Here is a 20,082-nt window from a genome sequence, read left to right as displayed (position 1 = left end):
GGGAAGCGAGGGGTCTATTGCGGACGAGATCCCTGCAGCAGGGCAGCCACTTGTTGCCAAGAGCTGCGGTACCAGGCCCGCTGGGCCTCCAGCTCCTCTTCCAAAGATCCTGTCGGGCCAAACTCTGGACAGGCATACCCCAGGGAGCGCAGGCCGGCCACTAACAGCGCTGGCGACAGCCACCATTGCTGGGCCAAGCGTAACAGATCCACCTGGGCTTGGTTTTGCAGGTAGTGGCGCAATTGCCGTTGTAAGGCAGCGGCGGAGGGCAGAGGCACCGCCTGGTGGTGCAGGACAATCAGCAGCGCGTCGCCGGGAGTGCAGGAGAGCAACCACTTGAGGTGATCCAAAGAGGGAGGCCAACTCCACAGCCACAGTTGGTTGTAGCGATGGCCAGCTTGGGGGCGGTCGTAGTGGAGGGTCAGGGAGGGATGCTGCTTCGGTGGCAGGACAAACGTAGGGCGCCGGAAGCCGTAGAGGAGGATCGTTCCCCGCGCCTGGGGCAGGAGGGCAGAAAATCGAGATACAGCCTGCCAACGCAGCGGTTGGGTGGGCTGGGGGGCAGGGCGGTAGATCAGCAGGGGGGAGGGTGCTGCCTGGGCGCCAGCTTTGGCATCGGAGAGGGTGGGAGCGACGGCGGCGGGCGAAAGATCGGCAGAGCTGGCTTCTGCGGCAGGCCGGATCCCAAGAATCTCCAGCTCCAGTTGGGTTTCTTCCCCCCACCTTTTGGCCTTGAGGGTGTAGGCGATGTCAATCTGCGCCGGCAGGGGATAGGCGGCGGCCCCTCCCCACCAAATGGCCCACAGGGGACGGCTGCGGGCTTTGGCTGGGGCAGCAAGTGAGGATCCTGCCCCGTCTAGGCCCCGGCTGACGGGATCCCGGAGCAGCAGCCTCAGGTGGCCGGGGGTATCCTCCCCCCTTTGGGCAGGCTGTGGGCAAAATCGCTGCTGTTGCAACACCTGCAGGTTGCGGCTGCAAAAGACCGGCTCCGGATTGCCGATGCCACAGGGCTGCAACCGCTGCAGCTCGCGGTAGAGGTCGAAGGTGAGATCCGCCAGTGCCACCTCCGCGTCGATCTGCACCAGGGGACGGATTTGTTCCGGCTGCAACCGCTGTTGGGCAAATTGCCGAAGCCGCTCTTCCAAAAGAGGCCAGTTTTCCGCCCTCAGGCTAAATCCCCCCGCCGCCGGGTGGCCGCCGTGTTTGCTGAACAAATCTTTGCAAAACTCCAACGCCTGAAACACGTCGAACTCCGGGATCCCCTGCCGCGCCGAGCCGGTAATCTCCCCCTGGGGCGACTGGCTGCCGATAAACACCGGACAGCCAAAACGCTCCGCCAGCCGCGAGGCCACCAGGCCAATTACCCCTTTGTGCCAGCGCTGCTGCGGGGATCCCAAAATCGTCAACACTCGCTCTTGCTGCAGATCCCGCCCTTGCCGGGCGATTTGCTCCAGGGCCTCCGCCTCGATGCGCCCACACATCTGCTGCCGCACCTGGTTGAGGCGTTCGCAGCGGCGGGCCAGTTTTTCTGCCTGCTGCGGATCGTCGGTGGTCAGCAACTGGATCCCCAGCTCCGGTCGGCCAATCCGCCCAATGGCGTTGATGCGCGGCCCCAGGCCAAACCCTACCCACTCTGGCCGCAGCTCCTCTGGGGATCCCGTCATTCCCATCACCGCCAAGAGGGCGCGGATCCCGGCCACCTGGGAAGTGGGCAAGAGAGCCAGCCCCTGCCGCACCCAAAGGCGGTTAACTCCCGTCAGCGGCGCCAAATCGGCAATGGTGCCCACCGTAAACAGTTCCAGCGCCACCCGCTCCAAATGTTCGTCCCCGCGGCGCTCTGCCAAGGCCTGGGCCAGGAGGTAGGCCACCCCCACCCCGGCCATCCCCCGATAGGGAGAAGAGAGGGGGAGCTGTTTGGGATTGAGGATGGCGTCGGCAGGGGGCAACTGGGGGGGCAAGTCGTGGTGATCCGTCACGATCACCGTCAAGCCCAGCTCTTTGGCCAGTTGGATGGGCGCATGGGCGGCAATGCCGTTGTCCACGGTGAGGATGAGGCGTACCCCCTCGCGGTGCAGCTCCTGCACCATGCGGTTGTTGAGGCCATAGCCCTCCCTGAGGCGGCTGGGGATGCGGTAATACACTGGAGCGCCCCGCAGCGCCCGCAGCAGCAGAGCCGTGCTGGTCATGCCGTCGGCATCGTAATCGCCGCAGATGGCAATGGGCTCTTGTCGGCGAATCGCCCCCTCCAGCAATTCCACCGCCAGCGGCAAATCGGCAAAATCTTGGCTGGGCGGGGGCAGGTGGACGGGATCCGGCTGCAAATACTGCTGCACGGCAGCAGGGCTGGAGAGGCCGCGATTGAGCAAGATCTGAGCCAAGACGGGCGAGACCCCCACCGCCTCAGCCAAGCTCTGGGCAGCCAGTGGGTTCACAGGCTGAAACAGCCAGCGTTGGTCAGGGATCCCGGCCATGGCCATCGGTCTTCAGATAGCGGGTAGCAGTGCTACAGTTGGCCTATGAGCTATCTTTTGACCCTAACCCAAAAACGCCTCTCTGCTCCTCAGTCCGCTGCCCATGTATTCTCTGCTGCTTACCTATGGCCTCAACCCCTTGGCGGGACTGAAGCTGTTGGTCAAATCTCCTGAGCAGGCCTCTCTGTGGACGTTGGCCCAACAGCTCTGGAGCCGCCCCGGATCCCGGCGACGCGGGCCGCGCCTCCAAATCTCTCTGGGCCGCCTCGTGCCCGAACAGACCGAGCGACTGTCTAAATTGGAGGTGCTGCTGCGCTTGCGGTTTTTCATCGCCATCGAAGCCGCAACGCCGGAGCAGTCTCTGCCAGCCCTCCCCTCCGGCCAGGGATCCGCCATCCAGCTTGCCCGCTACACGGAGGGCTCACAGCAGTACAAGACGGAGATCATCCGCTTTGCTCTGGGGGGATCCCCGGCCCTCCGCCGACCGAGTCGCCAGCGCTATCGTCGCCGTCGCTTCTGAAGACCGCAGGTGACAGGGGTTGTCAAACCCTCCTCGGCCAGCGGCGTGTCTATACTAGAGGTACACTAAATCTGCGCTACTAGAGGTACACTAAATCTGCGCTTCTCCCGTGAACGCTGGGCTGCGTAACCGCCGCAGATGGATTGCTCGCCTGTGGCTTGCCTCAGGGGGGACGACTTGTACAGGCCTCCTTCCATGCGTCCCTTGGCTGCGACCGGCGATGGCGACGGCGCTCGTGGCCGGATCTCTGGCAGCTTTTGCCCTCGCCCTGCCTGCTGCTCTGGCGCTGACGCGTTACCAAGTTCACGTGTTGGCCGATGGGGCAGCCGAGCTGGCCAAGGTGCGCGCCCAGGTGCCGGACGCCTATTTCGTGCAAGGGGATGGACAAGTGTTCATCTTAGCGGGGACGTTCATCAACCGCAACCACGCCCAACGCCGCCAAGCGGAATTGGAACGGCTGGGGTTGCCGGTGCGGGTGGTGAGCCGCCAAGAGACGGATCCGCCCCTGCCGCCCGCTTTTCCCGCTCCCTCCCCCAGTCCTGCCCCGCCAGCGCCAACGGCTCCCCCCTTCGATCCGCAGCGGCCCTTTGCCACCCAAGTGCCCAACCCTACTGGGGATCCCCGGCTGGAAGAGCGGGTGCGCCGCTTCTTTCCAGGGGCTGCTGTGGTGCAATACCGCGGCCAGGCGGCTTTGCAGACGGGCACCTTCTCCCGCCTGTCGCTGGCGCAGGATCAGGCCCGCTGGCTGACCGCCCAGGGCCTGCCGGCGGTGGCGGTGTCGTTGGCAGGAGAGGAAGCTGTGGGGGATCCCGACTCCAACCCACCTCAGGGGGAGCGCTACTGGGTGTTGGTGGCCGATCCCAGCGGTGAAAAATGGCCTGCACTCCAACAACTGCTAGAGGGATCCCTGCCCTTGATCTACGACGACCTGCGGGTGGTGCGCACCGGCGGGTTTGCCGACCCCGCTGCTGCCGCCGAACAGGTGCGGTACTTGGCCGACCAAGGCTACGAAGCCGGGATCTTCCCCGCCGATCTGCGCCGCTCTCGACCGCTTCTGGTTCAGGATCCCACCCCCTCTGCCGCATCCCTGCGCGCAGAAGGCACGGGCGGATTTTGGGTGGTGGTATCCGCCGGGGCAGAGGCGCTGCCCAAGCTCCAGCAGTTTGCCCCTGACGCTTTTGTGCGCGGCTCAGTGATTCAGGTGGGCACCTACCGGCAACGGGCCAATGCCGAACAGGCGCGGCGTGCTCTGGCTGAAGCAGGGTTTGACGCCCGCATCCTGCCCGTCGAGTAGCGGCAGCCGGATTCAGCCCCTCTCCCTCAGGGATTCCCTCACCCCCAGCCCCTCTCCCTCAGGGAGAGGGGAGATTAGGAACCGTTTCGCGGCTGTTGGGAATAGCTCCATCGGGCTGCTTGGGCCTCGCTGCCCTTTGCACCACTGGTTGGAATCGCCAGGGATCCTTCTTCCAGTGAGATCGCCGCCAGCGTGAGGCGCAAGGTTTCCGCCTGCAATTGGGCTGGGCTGGCCAAGGGATAGGCCAACTGTTGCACCAGTTGGGGGCGATCCCCGCCGCCAAGATCTAGGCCGGGATCCAACCAATCCAACTGCCGCTCGCGGGCTTGCTTTTCCTCGACGCCGCCGAGGCCGAGCCAACGCCGAAAGCTGGGCCAAAGGTGCTGAGGCAAGGGTCGCACCCGCCCCGGCACGGCTCTGTCAAAACAAATGAGAAAATCCGCCTTCCAGCCGTTGCAGGCTGGACAAAGAGGCTGCAGGTTGGCAGCCGTGTTGGGCCCCCCACGGCTAAGGGGGATGATGTGATCCTGGACAGGGGCGGATCCCACCTCCGGCCAGGGCTTGCCACAGCAAGGGCAGCAGGGGTACCAACGCAACAGTTGCCAGAACTCGGCGGCGGCCACCTGGCCCGTCAGGTCGTAGCTGCCCCGTTTTTCCCTGGCGCGGGCAGCCTTCTGTTTCTGGCGTTTTCGGCTGGCACAGGTGGGGCAGGGATCCGGCCGAAACAGGAAACTATCTCCGCACTCTGGGCAACGATAGGGACTCGACATCTGGACTTGAGGCTCTAACCGGGCTAGAGGGCTTGCTTGGCCTGTTGCAGCGTCTGCTCAAACACCTCCAAAGGCTGCGCCCCCGAAAAAGAAAGGCCGTTCAAGATGAAATGAGGGGTGCCGCCGATGCCCAGTTGAGAGGCCAGATCCATATCTCGCTGAATGGCGCGCTCCGCCGCCCGGCTGCGCCGATCCCGATTGAATTTCTCCACATTTAGGCCCAACTTCTCGGCGGTAGCTACATAAAATTCATCCCCAAGCTGGGATTGGTTGGCAAACAGCTCGTCGTGGAACTCCCAGAACTTGCCCTGACGGTGGGCAGCCCAGGCCGCGCGAGCCGCCGCCATCGCCTCCGGGTGGATGCTGGTCAAGGGCAGGTGCTTGTACACCAAGGTCACCTCATTCCCGTGCTCGGCCATGAACTGTTTGAGGGTGTCGTGGGCGCGGGCGCAGAAGGGACATTGAAAATCGGAAAACTCCACCAACACCAACCGCAAAGCGTCGGATCCCAGTTGAGGAGAGTCTCCGATGACGGCACGCGGGTTCTCCCGCAACTGCCGGCCAAATTCTTCCGCCAACTTCTGCTGTTGTTGCTGCTGCTCTTGGTACTGCCGCTGCTGGTACTCCTGCACCGCCTCCAGGATCACCTGGGGGTGCTTGCGAATGATCTGCAGCACCTGCTCCTCCAAATCGGCTGGAGCTGCGAGGGCAACTTGGACAACGCTGCTCATCCCCAGCCAAACCAGCAGCGCGCCGAGGAACCCAGCTTTGGCCAAGCACTGTCCCCACGCGCGAAAAACCCTTGCCAGACTATCCATCCCAAAACCCCCTCTCGAGTATGCCCAGAGCTGTACAGCTCAACCAGGCTAACGCCAGATGGCGGCGATGTCCACCACGCTTTTGGGGGGATCAGGAGTTGGTCGCTTGGAGAAGCTGCTCCTTAATCCGCTGCAACTGACTGGCCCAACGGGGATCCGGCTCAAAGGCCCCTTCAGTCTCGGCAACGACATTGCCTCCACTCCCTTTGTTGCCCCGCTGGCGTTGCTTTTTGCTGGGAGCGGACTTTTCCCCAGACTCTTTGGAGCCTTTGGAAGAACCTCGGGGCTCAGGATCCCCGGGCGCCCTAGAATCCTTGCCAGCATCTTTGGCAGACTCCTTAGCTGGGGAGCTGGAGGCTGCTGCCCTGGCTTCGGCGTCTTCCCGTTTCTCCCGCCGCTGGGCAATCTCGATGCGCAGGTTGACATCGCCAAAGCTGTGGCCGTTGAACTTTTCGATGTACTGCTGCGCCTGCTCTTCGGTGCTCACGGTTACAAACCCGAAGCCGCGACATTTGCCTGTCCGCCGATCCCGAATCACCTTGGTGGAAATGACCTCACCTGCAGAGCTAAAGAGCTTCTCCAATGCCTGACGATCCACCTCTTCCGGCAGATTTCCGACATACAGACGAACGGGCATGATGCAGCGAAGCTCCTATCGAAATAACAAAAGGCAGCCAAAAAGCAAGGTGCTAGGTCAAAGGCGCTCAAGCCGACAGCAAATTTCAAAACCCAGTAGCCTTCGGTGGTCTATTGTTGCACCACAGCGGGGCACAAAGCACAACCTTTGCAAATCACAAGGCTATCTTCTAATTTACCTTAACTTGGAGCCACCCAGACGAGCAGAACGGTTTCCGTCATGGATTGCTTTGTACAGTCGGCCGCTGCAGCAGGCCCTGATCCCTAAGACAAACCGGTGGTGTTCAGGCGATCTCGATGTTGAAAAGGTCGGGCCTGGGGGCCTGTATAGTCGGCTACAAGATGGCCTCGCCCTCGCAGTTGGTAGCGGTAGGTCACCAAGCCCTCCAAACCCACCGGGCCGCGCGGCGGCAGCTTTTGGGTGCTGATGCCCACTTCTGCCCCCAAGCCGTAGCGAAAGCCATCGGCAAAGCGGGTGGAGGCATTGTGAAAGACCCCTGCTGCGTCCACTTCGTCGAGGAAGCGCTGGGCAGCGGCGGCATCTTCGGTCACGATGGCCTCGGTATGGCGGGATCCGTACCGCTCGATGTGGGCAATGGCCTCGTCAAGGGAGCCCACCACTTTAATAGAGAGGATCAAATCGGCATACTCGGTGCTCCAGTCGTCCTCGGTGGCCGGGATCAGATCGGGCACCAGTTGGCGGCAGCGGGGATCCCCGCGCAACTCCACCCCCTTCTCGCGCAGCGCCTGCACGGCCAGGGGCAAAAACCGGGGGGCGATCTCTGCGTGCACCAGCAGGGTTTCGATGGCGTTGCAGGCGGCGGGGTACTGGGTTTTGCTGTCCAGGGTTAGCCTCACCGCCATGTCCACATCGGCAGCCCGATCTACGTACAAGTGGCAGAGGCCATCGGCATGGCCCAGCACCGGGATGCGGGTATTTTCCATGATGTAGCGGACAAAGCTGCTGGAGCCGCGGGGGATGATGAGATCCACCAGCCCTTCCAGTTGCAGCAGGGCCTTGACCTCGGCACGGCTGGTGAGCAACTGCAAAGATCCCTGGGGAAACTCGGGGATCTGCTGCAGCCCCGCCTGGATGGCCGCCATCAATGCCTGGCAGGAGCAGAGCCCCTCCGAGCCACCCTTGAGCAGGACGCTGTTGCCGGTTTTCACCGCCAGGGCGGCAATTTGCACCAGAGCATCGGGCCGCGACTCGAAGATCACCCCCAGCACTCCCAGAGGGTAGGTGCGCCGCTCCAGCACCAGCCCCTCATCCAGTTCCCGGATCAGCAAGGCCTGCCCCACCGGATCCGGCAGCCGCAGCACCTGCCGCACCCCGGCCACCGCGTCGGCCAATTTCTGGGCGTCCAACTTCAAGCGGGCGTAGGCCGAGGCGGACAGCTCACCGGCCTTGACCTGCTCCGCTGCCTGCTCCAAATCCGCCTGGTTGGCTGCCAAGATGGCCTCTTGGTGTTCCAGCAAAGCGGTGGCCATGGCCTCTAGGGCGGCATTTTTAATGGCAGTGGGCAAGGTAGCCGTGCATCGAGCGGCAGCGCGAGCCAACTGCACCTGGGCCAGCAGGGGCGAGTCAGCAGCAGCTTCCGGCAGGCTGGGAGAGTCGGTTACAAGAGACATGGACTCCAGAAGAAAAAGCGCCTTTGCAAATGTGATCGCGAGAGCACCTTTGCAGGGATCCCTGTGCTACGTTGGGCACAGTTGGGCTGTACCATTTGCAGCCTACCAAACTTTGGATACCACCGGCTGGGGCAGGCAGCACTGCTTTGTCCCTGAGATAAGGTTGGGGCAGGGAAGAGCCTCTGGGCGAAACCCCCAAAAGCTGGAGATTAATCTCGACTTTTAGACCTTGTCTTCCAGGAGAGCCAATGAGAAAGCGTGGGTTTGTGGTGAGTGCAACGGCTGCAGTGGTCACAGCCGTGTCGCTTGTCGGGGTGCAGCTATCCATGCCGGGTTGGGCAGGGTTTCGCCGGGATCCCAAGGAAGTGGTGGACGAAGTTTGGCAGATTGTTAATCGCGAATACGTCGACCCTTCCTTCAACTCCGTCGACTGGGAGGCGGTGCGGCGGGATCTGCTCAGCCGAGAATATGCCACCCGAGAAGATGCCTATGCAGCCATTCGCGAAGCCCTGAAGAAACTGAACGATCCCTACACCCGCTTCTTGGATCCCGACCAGTTCGCCAGCATGCAAATTGACACATCCGGTGAGCTGACCGGGGTGGGGATCACGCTGGGCATGGATCAAGAGACCAACGAGCTGGTGGTGATCTCCCCCATCGAAGGATCCCCCGCCGACCGGGCCGGGATCAAGTCCAAAGATGTAATCGTGCGCATCGACGACAAATCCACCGAAGGGATGGACACCAACACCGCCGTCAGCCTCATTCGCGGCGAGCCGGGCACACGGGTGCGGCTGACCATCCGCCGCGAGGGGGAAGGGCTGAAGGTGTTCGACCTGGTGCGGGAGAGAATTGAGCTGGCCACCGTGCGCTATGCGGTTCACCAGGAAAATGGCCTGCCCATTGGCTACATCCGCATCACCCAGTTTTCCGGCAATGCCGCCGACAAGGTGCGCCAGGCCATTCGCGAGCTGGAGAAACAAGGAGTGGCCGCCTATGTGCTGGATCTGAGGGCCAATCCGGGGGGGCTGCTCTACTCCAGCGCCGAGATCGCCCGCATGTGGATCGACCGGGGCAGCATTGTCTCGACGGTGAACCGGCAAGGGGAGCAGGATCGCCTCACGGCCAACAACAGCGCCCTCACCGACAAGCCTTTGGCTGTCTTGGTGGATGGAGGATCCGCCAGCGCCAGCGAGATCTTGTCGGGGGCTTTGCAGGATAACCGGCGCGCCGTGATCGTGGGCACGCAAACCTTTGGCAAGGGCCTAGTGCAGTCGGTGCATCCCCTCTCCGATGGGTCGGGCCTGGCGGTGACCATCGCCCGCTATCGCACCCCCAAAGGCACCGATATCGATCACAAAGGCATCACCCCTGACATTGTCGTGGAACTGTCCGAAGAAGATCTCAATCGCCTCAGCCGGGATCGCGAGTTGGTGGCGACTCCCGCCGACCCGCAATATGCCGCCGCTATCCAGGCCCTCCAGGCGCAGATCTCGGCCCGCCAGCAACAGGCCAAGGAGCCAATGCGTTCCTCTTCCCTCTAGCCAGCGTTGGGGCCCAGGCTGCGAGACCTTGCTGAGTAGCGGCCTTGCGCTGGCGAGCAGGCAGCAGCGCGGGCCGGAAGTTGTTTGCGGAGGCGGTGAAGCGCGATGGCGGGGTTGCAAGCTGTAGGATCCATCAACTTAGCCGGGCGGGATCTGCTCAAACTCAGCGACCTGAGCCCGGCGGAGCTAGCGGCCTTGCTGGTCCAAGCGGCGCAACTGAAGCGGGATCCCTATCGGGTGGATCTGCGCGGCCGGGTGCTGGGGCTGTTGTTTCAGAAGGCTTCTACCCGCACCCGTGTCAGCTTTACCGCTGCCATGGCCCAGTGCGGGGGCAGCACCCTAGATCTGGTGCCGACGGCGATGCAGATGAGCCGCGGCGAGCCTCTGCAGGATACGGCCCGCGTTCTCTCCCGCTACCTGGACGCCATTGCCATTCGCACCTACAACCAGCGGGAGCTGGAAATCTTTGCCGAATATGCCGAGATCCCCGTGATCAACGCCCTCACGGATCAGTTTCACCCCTGCCAAGTTTTGGCCGATCTGCTTACCATCCAGGAGAACTTCGGCCAACTGGCGGGCCTGACCTTGGCCTATTGCGGCGACGGCAATAATGTTGCCCATTCCCTGCTGCTGGGCTGTGCCATGAGCGGGATCCACATCCGCGTCGCCACCCCCCCCGGCTACGAGCCAGATGCGGCAGTAGTAGCAGAAGCGCAAGCCTTGGCCCAGGGATCGCAGGTGTGGGTGTTGCGGGATCCCTACGAAGCGGTCGCCGGAGCCCAGGTGGTCTATACCGACGTGTGGGCCAGCATGGGCCAAGAAGACCAGGCCGAGGCGCGCAAAGCCGACTTCCTGCCCTACCAGGTCAATGCTAAGCTGCTGAAACAGGCGGCTCGCGAGGCCATTGTGCTCCACTGCCTGCCCGCGCACCGGGAAGAGGAGATCACCGCCGAGGTCTTGGAGGGATCCCAGTCCCGGGTGTGGGATCAAGCAGAAAATCGCCTCCACGTGCAAAAAGCGCTCCTGATCCAACTGCTGGGGGCAGGGTGATGGCCCTCACCCCCGGCCCCAGAGGGGAGCCTGTCAACGGTTATTGGCAGGGCGGCGGGCAGCGATGGCCAGGCTGACGTTGGGCAGTCGCTGCAGGGTATCCATCACCTCCACCACCTTGCCGTGGGAGAGAGCCAAATCGGCGTTGATCACCACCAGGCGGCGCCCTTCAGCCGGCTTCTCGGCCAGGACGCGTTCCACCTCTGGGATCAGGGCGGCAAGATTGGCAATCGCCTTGCGGTTGACGGCAATTTGGCCTTCAGCGGTGATGCTCACCGTAACGTCTGGCTGGCGGCGGGCTTCGGCTGTGGAGGCCTCTGGCAAATTGACATCGAGGGCCTCCGAGCGGGTAAGCACCAGGCTGGCGATGACGAAAAACACCAAGATCGAGAAGATGACATCGATCAGGGGCACGATGTTGATCTCGCCGGATCGAAAGTTTTCTTCGGGGATGCGCATAGGCTAGGAGGGCTCAAGGGGGGAGTAGGGAGGAAGAGTGGAGCTGCCGCTGGGGCTGGGCTTGGCGTAAGAATACTGGGAAAGCTGTTGGGCTTGCATCTCTTGCCGCTGGCGATGCAGCAACTCCAGCTCGCCGCCGTACTCCTGGATCTTGGAGAGCTGCCGCAGGTACAGAGAGCGGAAGACGTTGGAGATTAGCAAAGTGGGAATGGCCACGATCAGCCCAAAAGCGGTCGAGTAGAGGGCTTCGGCGATCCCCTGCCCTACCCCTTGCGTATCGGTGCCGCCGATATCCCCCAGTTGGATGGAGCTGAGGATCTGGATGATGCCGGTAACGGTGCCCAGCAGGCCCAGGAAGGGGGCAACGGTAATGACGGTGTCGAAGACCGTATTGAAGCGCTTCAGCAGGGGCACCTCTGCCGCCAAGGCTGTCTCCAGGGCCAGCTTAAAATCTTCGGGGCTGGCTTCGTTCAGCTCCAGGCCGGCCAAAAAGATGCGGGCAATGGGGAGATCCGCATTTTGCTCCAGCAGGTACTGGGCAGCGCGTGGGTTGCGGCGGTACTGGCTCAGGGCTTGCCGCACCACCTCCTCCTGCCGGTGGGTGACTTTCCACCAAAACAAGGCCCGCTCGATGCAACAGGCCACCGAGAAGACTGAGAACGTCAACAGGGGGATGGAATAGTACCAACCCTGGATCAGGAGCTGCAAGACTCTATCCATACGATCCTAGTTACCCCCTTCTAGCGGCAATTCACGCTCATCTTGTCATAGCACTTTCTCGGCAGGGCTGGGATCCCTTTTGAGTGGCTGGAATTGCACCTTCTGGCATCCTGGATCATCCCACGTGAACCCCAGCCACCTCTCCGACCTCTCAGTAGTCCTATCCCCCTCCCGGCAGGGGCGCTATGCTGGGGCGTGGGATCTCCACCTGTTGGGATCTCCTAGGCAACTCTGCTCTCTTGAGATCGCTAACAACCGATGTCTGCTCAGCCCTTCCCACCTTTGGCTCTCCTAAGTGTCTCCGATAAGACCGGCCTGATCCCGCTGGCCCAGGCCCTCGTGCAGGAGCACGGCTTTCAGCTGCTCAGCAGCGGAGGCACAGCCAAGGCGCTGTCAGAAGCTGGGATCCCGGTCACCCCTGTTTCGGAGCATACCGGCGCGCCGGAGATCTTGGGGGGACGGGTAAAAACGCTGCACCCCCGCATTCACGGGGGCATTCTGGCCCGCCTGGAGCGCCGCGAAGACCGGGCGGATCTGGAGGCGCTGGGGATCCCTCCCATCCAGTTGGTGGTGGTCAATTTCTATCCTTTCGAGCAGACGGTGGCCCGGGCAGGGGTGTCGCTGGAGGAGGCTTTTGAACAGATCGACATCGGCGGGCCGACGCTGGCGCGGGCGGCAGCCAAGAATTATCCCCACGTTACCGTGCTCACCGATCCCAGCCAGTACCCTCAGTATTTGCAATTGCTCTCTAGCCCCTCCAGCGAGGCGGAGCGGCTGGCCTTTCGCTTCCAGTGTGCCCGCCGCGCCTTCGAGCAGGTACTGGCCTACGACCGCGCCATTGTCGACTACCTAACTCGCTCAGAGCTGTCCCGCCCCTCTCAAGCTCCAGCTCCTGCAACCGCTGCCGAGCAGGTTTTTCAACTGCAAGGGATCCCTTGGCAACGCCTGCGCTACGGGGAAAATCCCCACCAAGCCGCCACCTGGTATGTGGTGGATGCGGCTGCTCCCGGCTGGCATCGGGCCAAACAGTTGCAGGGGAAGGAGCTCAGCTACAACAACCTGCTGGATCTAGAGGCGGCCCGCGCCCTGGCGGCAGAACTGAGCCTAGGGCTGGCCAACGGCCCTAGGCCAGCGGTGGCGGTGATTGTCAAGCACAACAACCCCTGTGGGGTAGCCGTTCGCCCAACTCTGGCTGCCGCTTTTGAGGCGGCTTTGGCCGCCGATCCCGTTTCCGCCTTCGGGGGCATTGTCGCCCTCAACCAAACCTTGGATGGGGAGGCTGCCCGGCGGCTGGCGGAGCCCTTTTTGGAATGCGTGGTTGTCCCGGACTGCACCCCCGAGGCGGCTGAGCAACTGGCAGCCAAAAAGAACTTGCGGCTTTTGGTTCTGCCGGACTTTGCGGTTGGGCCGGCCCAAACCGTTCGCACCCTGGCTGGGGGCTTCCTGGTGCAGGAGGCTGACTTGGCCCAGGGATCCGACCGCCGCCCGTCCTGGCGGGTGGTGAGCGAGCGCCAGCCGACACCGGAAGAGTGGGCGGATCTGGAGTTTGCCTGGACGGTCTGCAAACACGTGAAATCCAACGCCATCGTCGTTGCCCGGCAGGGGCAGACCCTCGGCATTGGCGCAGGCCAGATGAACCGGGTAGGCGCCGTCGAGATTGCCCTTCGCCAGGCCGGCTCGCAGGCAGCAGGAGCGGTTTTGGCCAGCGACGGCTTTTTCCCCTTTGCCGACAGTGTGGAGGCGGCAGCCCGTGCTGGGATCCGCGCCATCATCCAGCCGGGAGGCAGTCTCCGCGATGCCGATTCCATTGCTGCTGCCAATGCTGCTGGGATCGCCATGGTCTGCACTGGCATCCGTCACTTTTTGCACTAGGGCAGACCCCAGGCTCTGGCCCGCTCCGCCAGCCAGCCCTCAGCGCGCAGGTTCTCCAGCTCGCGGCGCACCCGCAGCCGCAATTCAGCATGCTCCAGCCCCTTGGGCAGGGCAATGCCCAGCCCCACCGCCGCCAACGGGGATCCCAAAAACTGAAACTGGGGGTGCTCCGCCAGCCACCCGGCCAGCACCGAGCGATCCGCTGCCCAGGCCTGCACCGCTCCCTTTAGGAGCAATTCCGCCCCTTCCCGGTAGGAATCCACCGCCACCAACTCAACCCCTGGGAGGTAGCGCTGGAGGTAAGGAATAGCAGCCGATCCGCGCAGGACGGCAATCCGCGCGCCGCCCACATCCGACCACCTTTCCCAGTTGTGGGAACGGGCCACAACCAAGCTGGGGCCATCCTGATAGTAGGGCGAGGTAAACTCCACTTGTCGCGCCCGATCCGGCGTAATGCCAAGCTGGGCAATAGCCAGATCTACCTCCCCAGCGGCCACTGCCTGCAGCCGCTTCACGTTGGCTACCGGCACCAGCTCCACCGCCTCCGCGGATCCCAAGAGCCGGGATCCCAGCTCGCGGGCCAGCTCGATCTCAAACCCCTGCAGCTTGCCCATGGGATCGCGAAAGCCCAACGGCCTCAGGTTGTCTTTGACCGCAATTCGCACCTGACCCGAACGCACAATCTCTGGCCAGGGGCGGGCAGCCGCAGGGATCCCCCTCCCCAAGCAAGCCAAGGCCAGGCCGGCTGCCATGCAAGACCTCTGGATTGCTGCGGCCAACGGAGACCGAGACCCCATCTCTTTAGGAGGCGCGGGCCTGGCGAGCTGCTTCCACCACTTGGGTAAAGGCTTCTGGATCCAGGAAGGCCAAGCGGGCCAGCATTTTGCGGTTCAGTTGGATATTGCCTTTTTTGAGGCCGTCGATGAACTCGCTGTAGCGCAGGCCCTGGGCGCGGGTGGCCGCGTTGATGCGGGCAATCCACAGGCGGCGAAAATCCCGCTTCTTGCGCCGGCGATCCCGGTAGGCGCTGCGCAGAGCCTTCATCACCTGCTGGTTGGCAGTGCGGAACAGCTTGGAGCCGGCTCCGCGGAAGCCTTTGGCTAGCTTGAGGATCTTCTTACGACGCTTGCGGGCAACATTGCCGCGTTTGACTCTCATGGCAGTAACCCAATACAGACGGATATAGAAGTTGGCGAGCCCCCGGCAAACCTTGAGACTTCAACCCGTCCCCAACGTGCCGAGGCGTCGGGGAAGCGGCGCGTAGCGCGAACAGGACCCAGCTAGTGGGTGTTGGGCAGCATCAGGCGCACATTGGCCAGATCCTGCTTGCTTACCAGGGCTACACCCGCCAGCTTGCGCTTACGGTTGCTGGTTTTGTGCTCAAGTAGGTGGTTGTGCCCGGCCCGGCGGCGCATAAACTTGCCGCTGCCGGTGAGGCGAAAGCGCTTGGCGGCTGCCTTGCGAGTTTTGATTTTGGGCATGGCAGTACCCCCAGAATGGGTGGGGCTGGAGAAAAGGTCACAGCCTCCCAGCATAGAGCAGGAAAGTCCAAGAAGGCAAATGCTGCCACCGGTCTTGGCTGCCCACATTTGCTCAGAGGCACTCAAAGACAGCCCTCCCGTGGCTCCAAGAGCAGCACTTGCCAGCGCAGCAACTGCTGCAACTGCGGCCAGCCCAGGGGAGACTCCAGGCTGTCTTGAAGGGCTTGGACGGTGCGGATCCCGTCCACCTGCTGCAGGAAGGCGAAGGCTTCCTCGCTGAGGGAGATTGCCTCGTAGGCGTAGTTGAAGATGCTCCGGCCCGGCCACAGGCCTAGACATGGGCTGAGGTGGGCAACAGCCGAGGCCACCGCCTCCGGACTAGTCCATTCCCAGCGGGGGAGGGGAGGCTTGCCGAGGAAGAGCTCGTAGTGGGCCACCACCGGATCCAGCAGCTCGATCAGGCGGTAGCGCTCCGGCTCTGGCAGTTGAGCCGCCTGGGCCAGCAGGGCCTCATCCTGGCCCAACACCCGTTCCAGCCGCCAGAACTCCGGGTTGGAAAAGCGCAAAAACTGCAGCCCGGAGGCGCGGATCAGCTCAAACAGGGTCTCAATGTTGTAGTCCACTTCCTGCGGGTGCAGGTACATGTCGGCAAAGCATTCGTCGTCCACGTTCTCAACGGCCCAGCGGGCGCGTTCCTGCTGCTGGATGCGGTTGCTCTCCGGCAAAATCCGGAAGAGGCGGCGGCCTACCTGTAGCCCTTGTTGCAGGTGTTCTGCGGAAGCCAGGGGCTGGTGTTCGGAGCCGGCGACCAGTAGGCGGATGGCCTTTTGCATCAAGCGAATTTCGTGGCGGCCCAGCTCGCCATAGACAAACAAATGCAGGATCCCGCCAGGGGCCAATTTGCTCGCCAGCGCCTGCAGCCCCGCCAGCGGATCCGGCAGGTGGTGGAGCATGCCCACGCAGTTGATGAAGTCGAACTGCCCCGGCAGTTGGTCGATGTCGTAAACGTTGAGCTGGCAAAACTGCACCGGCGGCGCCTGGGAAGCCCGGCAGCGGGCCTTGGCAATCTCCAGGGCGCGGCCGCTTAGGTCAAAGGCCCAGATCTCCGCTTCCGGGTTTTGGTGGGCGATGTATTCTGTCCCTACCCCAGAGCCGCAGCCGGCATCCAGGATGCGCACCTTGCGCCGGCCCGGATGGGATCCGGTGCAAAAAGCATAGGCCTGGGGCCAGCTCCAGCGCCAGTTCCACCCCGGCGGGGGAACGGTGCCGATGGGCTGTGGTGGGAAGGGGTAGAGGTCGTAGAGCTGCCGCACTTGCTCAAGGATCTGTTCGGCGTTGCGGGACTGCATAGGCTCTCCGGCCAGACTATCCAGACTATAGTGACGATATCCCCCTCACGAGATGTTCTGCCGCCCCCTATGGCTGTTCGCTCCTCTCACCCGTTGCAAGCTGGCCTCACCTTCGATTGGCTCAAACTGAGGGCTGAGCTCAAAAAAATTCTCGATCCCCGGCGGGTGATCAGCAGGCCGGAGGAGCTGCTGGTTTACGAGTGCGACGGGCTGACCAGCTACCGGCAAAGGCCGGCTCTGGTGGTGTTGCCGCGCACCACGGAGGAGGTGGCGCAGGTGGTGAAGCTGTGCAGCCGCTACCAGGTGCCCTTCGTGGCGCGGGGATCCGGCACCGGCCTTTCGGGAGGGGCGCTGCCGCTGGAAAATAGCGTCGTCATCGCCACCACCCTGATGAAACAGATCCTGGAGATTGACCTAGACAACCGCTGCATGGTGGTGCAGCCGGGAGTAATCAACGCCTGGATTACCCAAGCGGTGGCCGCCCAGGGCTACTTTTATGCGCCGGATCCCTCCAGCCAGTCGGTTTGCTCCATCGGCGGCAATGTGGCGGAAAACTCCGGCGGCGTCCACTGTCTCAAGTACGGGGTGACGGCCAACCACATCCTCGGCCTGACGGTGGTGCTGCCGGATGGGGAAGTGGTGCGCTGGGGGGGCAAGATCCCGGAGATGCCCGGCTACGACTGGGTGGGCCTGTTCGTCGGCTCCGAGGGCACTCTGGGCATTGCTACCGAGATTACCCTGCGCTTGCTCAAGGCGCCGGCCCAGGTGCAGGTTTTGCTGGCGGATTTTGACAGCGTCGAGGCGGCAGGAGCCACCGTTTCCGACATCATCGCCGCCGGGATCATCCCCGCCGGCCTGGAGATCATGGACAACTTCAGCATCAATGCTGTGGAGGATGTGGTGCAGTTGGGCTGCTACCCACGGGATGCGGCGGCCATCTTGCTGGTGGAGGTGGACGGCCTGGAGCTGGAGGTGGAGGAAGCCAGCCAGCAGGTAAAGGCCCTGTGCCTGAAAAACGGGGCGCGCCAGGTGCAAGTTGCCTCCAGCCCAGAAGAGCGGGCGCGTCTGTGGAAGGGGCGCAAGGCGGCCTTTGCCGCCATGGGCAAGCTCAGCCCCAACTACTACGTCCAGGATGGGGTGATCCCCCGCAGCCAGCTAGCCTATGTCCTCAAAGAAATCGAGCGCCTCAGCCGCCAGTACGGCTACCCGGTGGCCAATGTGTTCCACGCCGGCGACGGCAACCTCCATCCGCTGATTCTCTACGACGAGTCGGTGCCGGGATCCCTGGAGCAGGTGGAGAAGCTGGGGGGCGAGATCCTCAAGCTCTGCGTGCGTCTGGGGGGCAGCATTTCTGGCGAGCACGGCATCGGGGCCGACAAGCGCTGCTACATGCTGGAGATGTTTACGCCCACAGACTTGGAGAGCATGCAGTGGGTGCGGCAGGTGTTCGACCCGCAGCGCCTCGCCAACCCCGACAAGATCCTTCCCACTCCCCGCACCTGCGGCGAGGCGGCCCACGCCCACCGGCAGCCGGAATGGCAAGGGATCCCGGTCTTCTAGGTGGCCTGGCGCTGCTGCTGCAGCTCGGCAAAGGCCTGGGCAAAGTCTTCCTGGCGGATGACCAGAGCCTTGGGATCCACTGCCGCGGCAGTGGCGCGGTGGCGGCGAATGGCAGCAATGGCAGCACGGTTACTTAGCAGGGCCAGATCGGCCCCACTCCAGCCTTCCGTGCGCTCGGCCCACACCTCCAGATCCACATCTGGCCCTAGGGGCCGCCTGCGGTTGTGCACGGCCAGGATTTCCCGCCGTGCGGCGCGGTCCGGCAGTTCCACGCTTAGGTGCAGCTCCAGCCGGCCAGCGCGGGTGAGGGCGGGATCCAAACTGGCTTTGCGATTGGTGGCAGCCACCACCAAGACTCCCTGGCTGGGGCGGATCCCATCCAGTTCGGCCAGCAGTTGGCCCAGGACGCGGTCGCTGACGCCGCTATCCCCGGAGTAACTGCCCCGCGCCGGCGCCAGGGTGTCGATCTCGTCGATGAAAATCACGCAAGGAGCGCACTGGCGGGCACGGGCAAAGAGTTCCCGCACCGCCTGCTCGGAGGATCCCACCCACTTGCTCAAGAGCTCTGGGCCGGAGACGGCAATGAAGTTGGCCTTGGCCTGGGAGGCAATGGCCTTGGCCAGCAGGGTCTTGCCGGTGCCGGGAGGGCCGCTGAGGAGGATCCCTTTGGGCGCTTGCGCCTGGGCCTGCTCGTACAGCTCCGGGTGCAGCAGGGATCCCTCGATGGCCTCCTGCAGAACCTGCTTGGCCTGCTCCAGGCCGCCGATCTGATCCCAGCTCACCTGGGGCGACTCGATTTCCACTGAGCGCAACACCGCCGGCTTCACCTGTTGCAGGGCCTGCTGAAAGTCCGCCGCCGAAACTGTCAAGGAGTCGGGGATGGGGGATCCCAGATCCGGCACCTGCCGCCGCAAGGCCGCATAGGCTGCCGCCTGGCACAGGCCGCGCAGATCTGCCCCCACAAAGCCCAGCGTCTGATCCGCCAGGCTGTCCAAGTCCACATCTTCTGCCAGCGGCATGCCGCGGGTGTGGATGGCCAAGATCTCCCGCCGCCCCTCCCGATCCGGCACCTTGAAAATGACCTCGCGGTCGAAGCGGCCCGGTCGCCGTAGCGCCGGATCCAGGGCCTCGGGCCGGTTGGTGGCCGCCAGCACCACAACACCTTTTTGGGCCACAAAGCCGTCCATCAGCCCCAGCATTTGAGCCACCAGGCGCTTTTCCACCTCTCCCTCGACGGCGGCGCGGTTGGGCACAAGGGCGTCGATTTCGTCGATGAACACCAGACAGGGGGCCGACTTGGCCGCCTTTTCAAATACCTGCCGCAGGCGCGCCTCCGCCTCCCCATAGTACTTGCCGATCAGCTCCGGGCCGACGAGGGCAATGTAGTTCACCCCCAGGCTCTCGGCCAAAGCGCGGGCCGTCAGGGTCTTGCCAGTGCCAGGGGGGCCAACCAACAGCACGCCACGGGGCGGCTCCAAACCCAACTTGGCCAGCAGATCGGGCCGCTTGAGGGGGATCTCCACCAGCTCCCGCAAAGCTTGCAGTTGTTCCTTCAACCCCCCCACATCCTTGAGGCGCGGTCCCGGCCAGGTGTCTGGGCTGCCGGGGGGGTCGGCGACAGTGGCCTCAGGCGTAGGGTCAGCCTTGGGCGGCTCGCGCCAGCCTGACGTGGACATCACCTGAGGCTCGCTGCTCCAGGAGGGATCCCCCGTCTGGGCACTGCGGCGGCGGGGGATAGAACCAGAAGGGGGGATGGAGCTGCCCAGGGATCGGGCCTGGATGCGCACTTCGGTTCGCAGCCCCCCCGTGTTTTTTTTCTCGTCCAGCTTCTGGGCTAGCTCGATGAGCTGCTCAATACCCTGGATAAAGTCGCTTAGATCCGCCACAGCCCGGGTTTTCCGTCTAC

The 20,082-nt window shown here is 63.5% G+C and carries 18 protein-coding genes; 6 read left to right on the top strand and 12 right to left on the bottom strand.

The genetic code is table 11. The features are described 5' to 3' along the window. Positions 1–14 precede the first annotated feature (14 nt). Positions 15–2,477 (bottom strand): single-stranded-DNA-specific exonuclease RecJ, encoded by a 2,463-nt coding sequence (gene recJ / locus CYA_RS13220; protein ID WP_228375374.1) that lies wholly within the window; start codon positions 2,475–2,477, stop codon positions 15–17. Positions 2,478–2,574: 97 nt separating this feature from the next. Between recJ and CYA_RS13215 the strand changes: the two genes are divergently transcribed. Together CYA_RS13215 and CYA_RS13210 are read left to right on the top strand one after the other, a co-directional pair. Next, entirely contained in the window at positions 2,575–2,991 is a 417-nt protein-coding gene (locus tag CYA_RS13215) for a hypothetical protein (RefSeq protein ID WP_011431597.1), read from the top strand. A 220-nt stretch (positions 2,992–3,211) separates the two neighbouring features. Then, positions 3,212–4,285, top strand: a complete 1,074-nt coding sequence (locus CYA_RS13210) for an SPOR domain-containing protein (protein WP_187147160.1) — start codon at positions 3,212–3,214, stop codon at positions 4,283–4,285. Between the two features lie 74 nt (positions 4,286–4,359). Here CYA_RS13210 and CYA_RS13205 read toward each other — a convergent pair whose 3' ends face one another. The 4 genes from CYA_RS13205 to CYA_RS13190 form a co-directional block, all read right to left on the bottom strand. After that, a complete protein-coding gene (locus tag CYA_RS13205) occupies positions 4,360–5,055 on the bottom strand; it encodes an HNH endonuclease (RefSeq protein ID WP_011431595.1) in 696 nt (231 codons plus the stop codon). 23 nt (positions 5,056–5,078) lie between these two features. Then, positions 5,079–5,831, bottom strand: a complete 753-nt coding sequence (locus tag CYA_RS13200; RefSeq protein WP_228375373.1) for a DsbA family protein — start codon at positions 5,829–5,831, stop codon at positions 5,079–5,081. A 133-nt stretch (positions 5,832–5,964) separates the two neighbouring features. Then, positions 5,965–6,510 (bottom strand): RNA recognition motif domain-containing protein, encoded by a 546-nt coding sequence (locus CYA_RS13195; protein WP_011431593.1) that lies wholly within the window; start codon positions 6,508–6,510, stop codon positions 5,965–5,967. Between the two features lie 263 nt (positions 6,511–6,773). Continuing rightward, the gene (locus tag CYA_RS13190) at positions 6,774–8,141 is read right to left on the bottom strand and encodes a glutamate-5-semialdehyde dehydrogenase (RefSeq protein ID WP_011431592.1); all 1,368 of its coding nucleotides are present in this window, start codon (positions 8,139–8,141) and stop codon (positions 6,774–6,776) included. A 248-nt stretch (positions 8,142–8,389) separates the two neighbouring features. Here CYA_RS13190 and ctpC point away from each other — a divergent pair, with 248 nt between their 5' ends. Beyond that, complete coding sequence (gene ctpC / locus CYA_RS13185) at positions 8,390–9,685, top strand: carboxyl-terminal processing protease CtpC (RefSeq protein WP_011431590.1); 1,296 nt, start codon at positions 8,390–8,392, stop codon at positions 9,683–9,685. Between the two features lie 132 nt (positions 9,686–9,817). Further along, a complete protein-coding gene (gene argF, locus CYA_RS13180; protein ID WP_187147178.1) occupies positions 9,818–10,735 on the top strand; it encodes an ornithine carbamoyltransferase in 918 nt (305 codons plus the stop codon). A 33-nt stretch (positions 10,736–10,768) separates the two neighbouring features. Here the strand turns inward: argF and CYA_RS13175 are convergent, their stop codons facing one another. Together CYA_RS13175 and CYA_RS13170 are read right to left on the bottom strand one after the other, a co-directional pair. Further along, positions 10,769–11,194 (bottom strand): ExbD/TolR family protein, encoded by a 426-nt coding sequence (locus tag CYA_RS13175; protein WP_011431588.1) that lies wholly within the window; start codon positions 11,192–11,194, stop codon positions 10,769–10,771. Between the two features lie 3 nt (positions 11,195–11,197). Then, entirely contained in the window at positions 11,198–11,890 is a 693-nt protein-coding gene (locus CYA_RS13170) for a MotA/TolQ/ExbB proton channel family protein (RefSeq protein ID WP_369781495.1), read from the bottom strand. A gap of 282 nt (positions 11,891–12,172) precedes the next feature. Between CYA_RS13170 and purH the strand changes: the two genes are divergently transcribed. Then, positions 12,173–13,786, top strand: coding sequence for a bifunctional phosphoribosylaminoimidazolecarboxamide formyltransferase/IMP cyclohydrolase (gene purH / locus CYA_RS13165; RefSeq protein ID WP_011431586.1), 1,614 nt, complete (start codon positions 12,173–12,175; stop codon positions 13,784–13,786). Here the strand turns inward: purH and CYA_RS13160 are convergent. The 4 genes from CYA_RS13160 to CYA_RS13145 all read right to left on the bottom strand — a co-directional run bounded on the left by CYA_RS13160 (position 13,783) and on the right by CYA_RS13145 (position 16,616). Further along, positions 13,783–14,538, bottom strand: a complete 756-nt coding sequence (locus CYA_RS13160) for a transporter substrate-binding domain-containing protein (RefSeq protein ID WP_071813541.1) — start codon at positions 14,536–14,538, stop codon at positions 13,783–13,785. The two genes, purH and CYA_RS13160, sit on opposite strands and share 4 nt — an antisense overlap. Positions 14,539–14,587: 49 nt before the next feature. Continuing rightward, positions 14,588–14,944, bottom strand: coding sequence for a 50S ribosomal protein L20 (rplT, locus tag CYA_RS13155; RefSeq protein WP_011431584.1), 357 nt, complete (start codon positions 14,942–14,944; stop codon positions 14,588–14,590). Between the two features lie 122 nt (positions 14,945–15,066). After that, on the bottom strand, positions 15,067–15,267 hold the full coding sequence (rpmI, locus tag CYA_RS13150) for a 50S ribosomal protein L35 (RefSeq protein WP_011431583.1): 201 nt from the start codon (positions 15,265–15,267) through the stop codon (positions 15,067–15,069). A 122-nt stretch (positions 15,268–15,389) separates the two neighbouring features. Beyond that, positions 15,390–16,616 (bottom strand): class I SAM-dependent methyltransferase, encoded by a 1,227-nt coding sequence (locus CYA_RS13145; protein ID WP_049749799.1) that lies wholly within the window; start codon positions 16,614–16,616, stop codon positions 15,390–15,392. Positions 16,617–16,685: 69 nt separating this feature from the next. Here CYA_RS13145 and glcD point away from each other — a divergent pair, with 69 nt between their 5' ends. Next, positions 16,686–18,176 carry a glycolate oxidase subunit GlcD gene (gene glcD / locus CYA_RS13140; RefSeq protein ID WP_041438676.1) on the top strand — a complete coding sequence of 497 codons (1,491 nt, stop codon included), beginning with the start codon at positions 16,686–16,688 and terminating at the stop codon, positions 18,174–18,176. Here glcD and CYA_RS13135 read toward each other — a convergent pair. After that, positions 18,173–20,062 carry an AAA family ATPase gene (locus CYA_RS13135; protein WP_011431580.1) on the bottom strand — a complete coding sequence of 630 codons (1,890 nt, stop codon included), beginning with the start codon at positions 20,060–20,062 and terminating at the stop codon, positions 18,173–18,175. The genes glcD and CYA_RS13135 overlap by 4 nt on opposite strands. Positions 20,063–20,082: the final 20 nt, after the last annotated feature.

Source organism: Synechococcus sp. JA-3-3Ab (assembly GCF_000013205.1).
Lineage (GTDB): Bacteria > Cyanobacteriota > Cyanobacteriia > Thermostichales > Thermostichaceae > Thermostichus.
The sequence above is the reverse complement of the archived record's forward strand: the minus strand, read 5'-3'. Positions and strand labels throughout refer to the sequence as shown.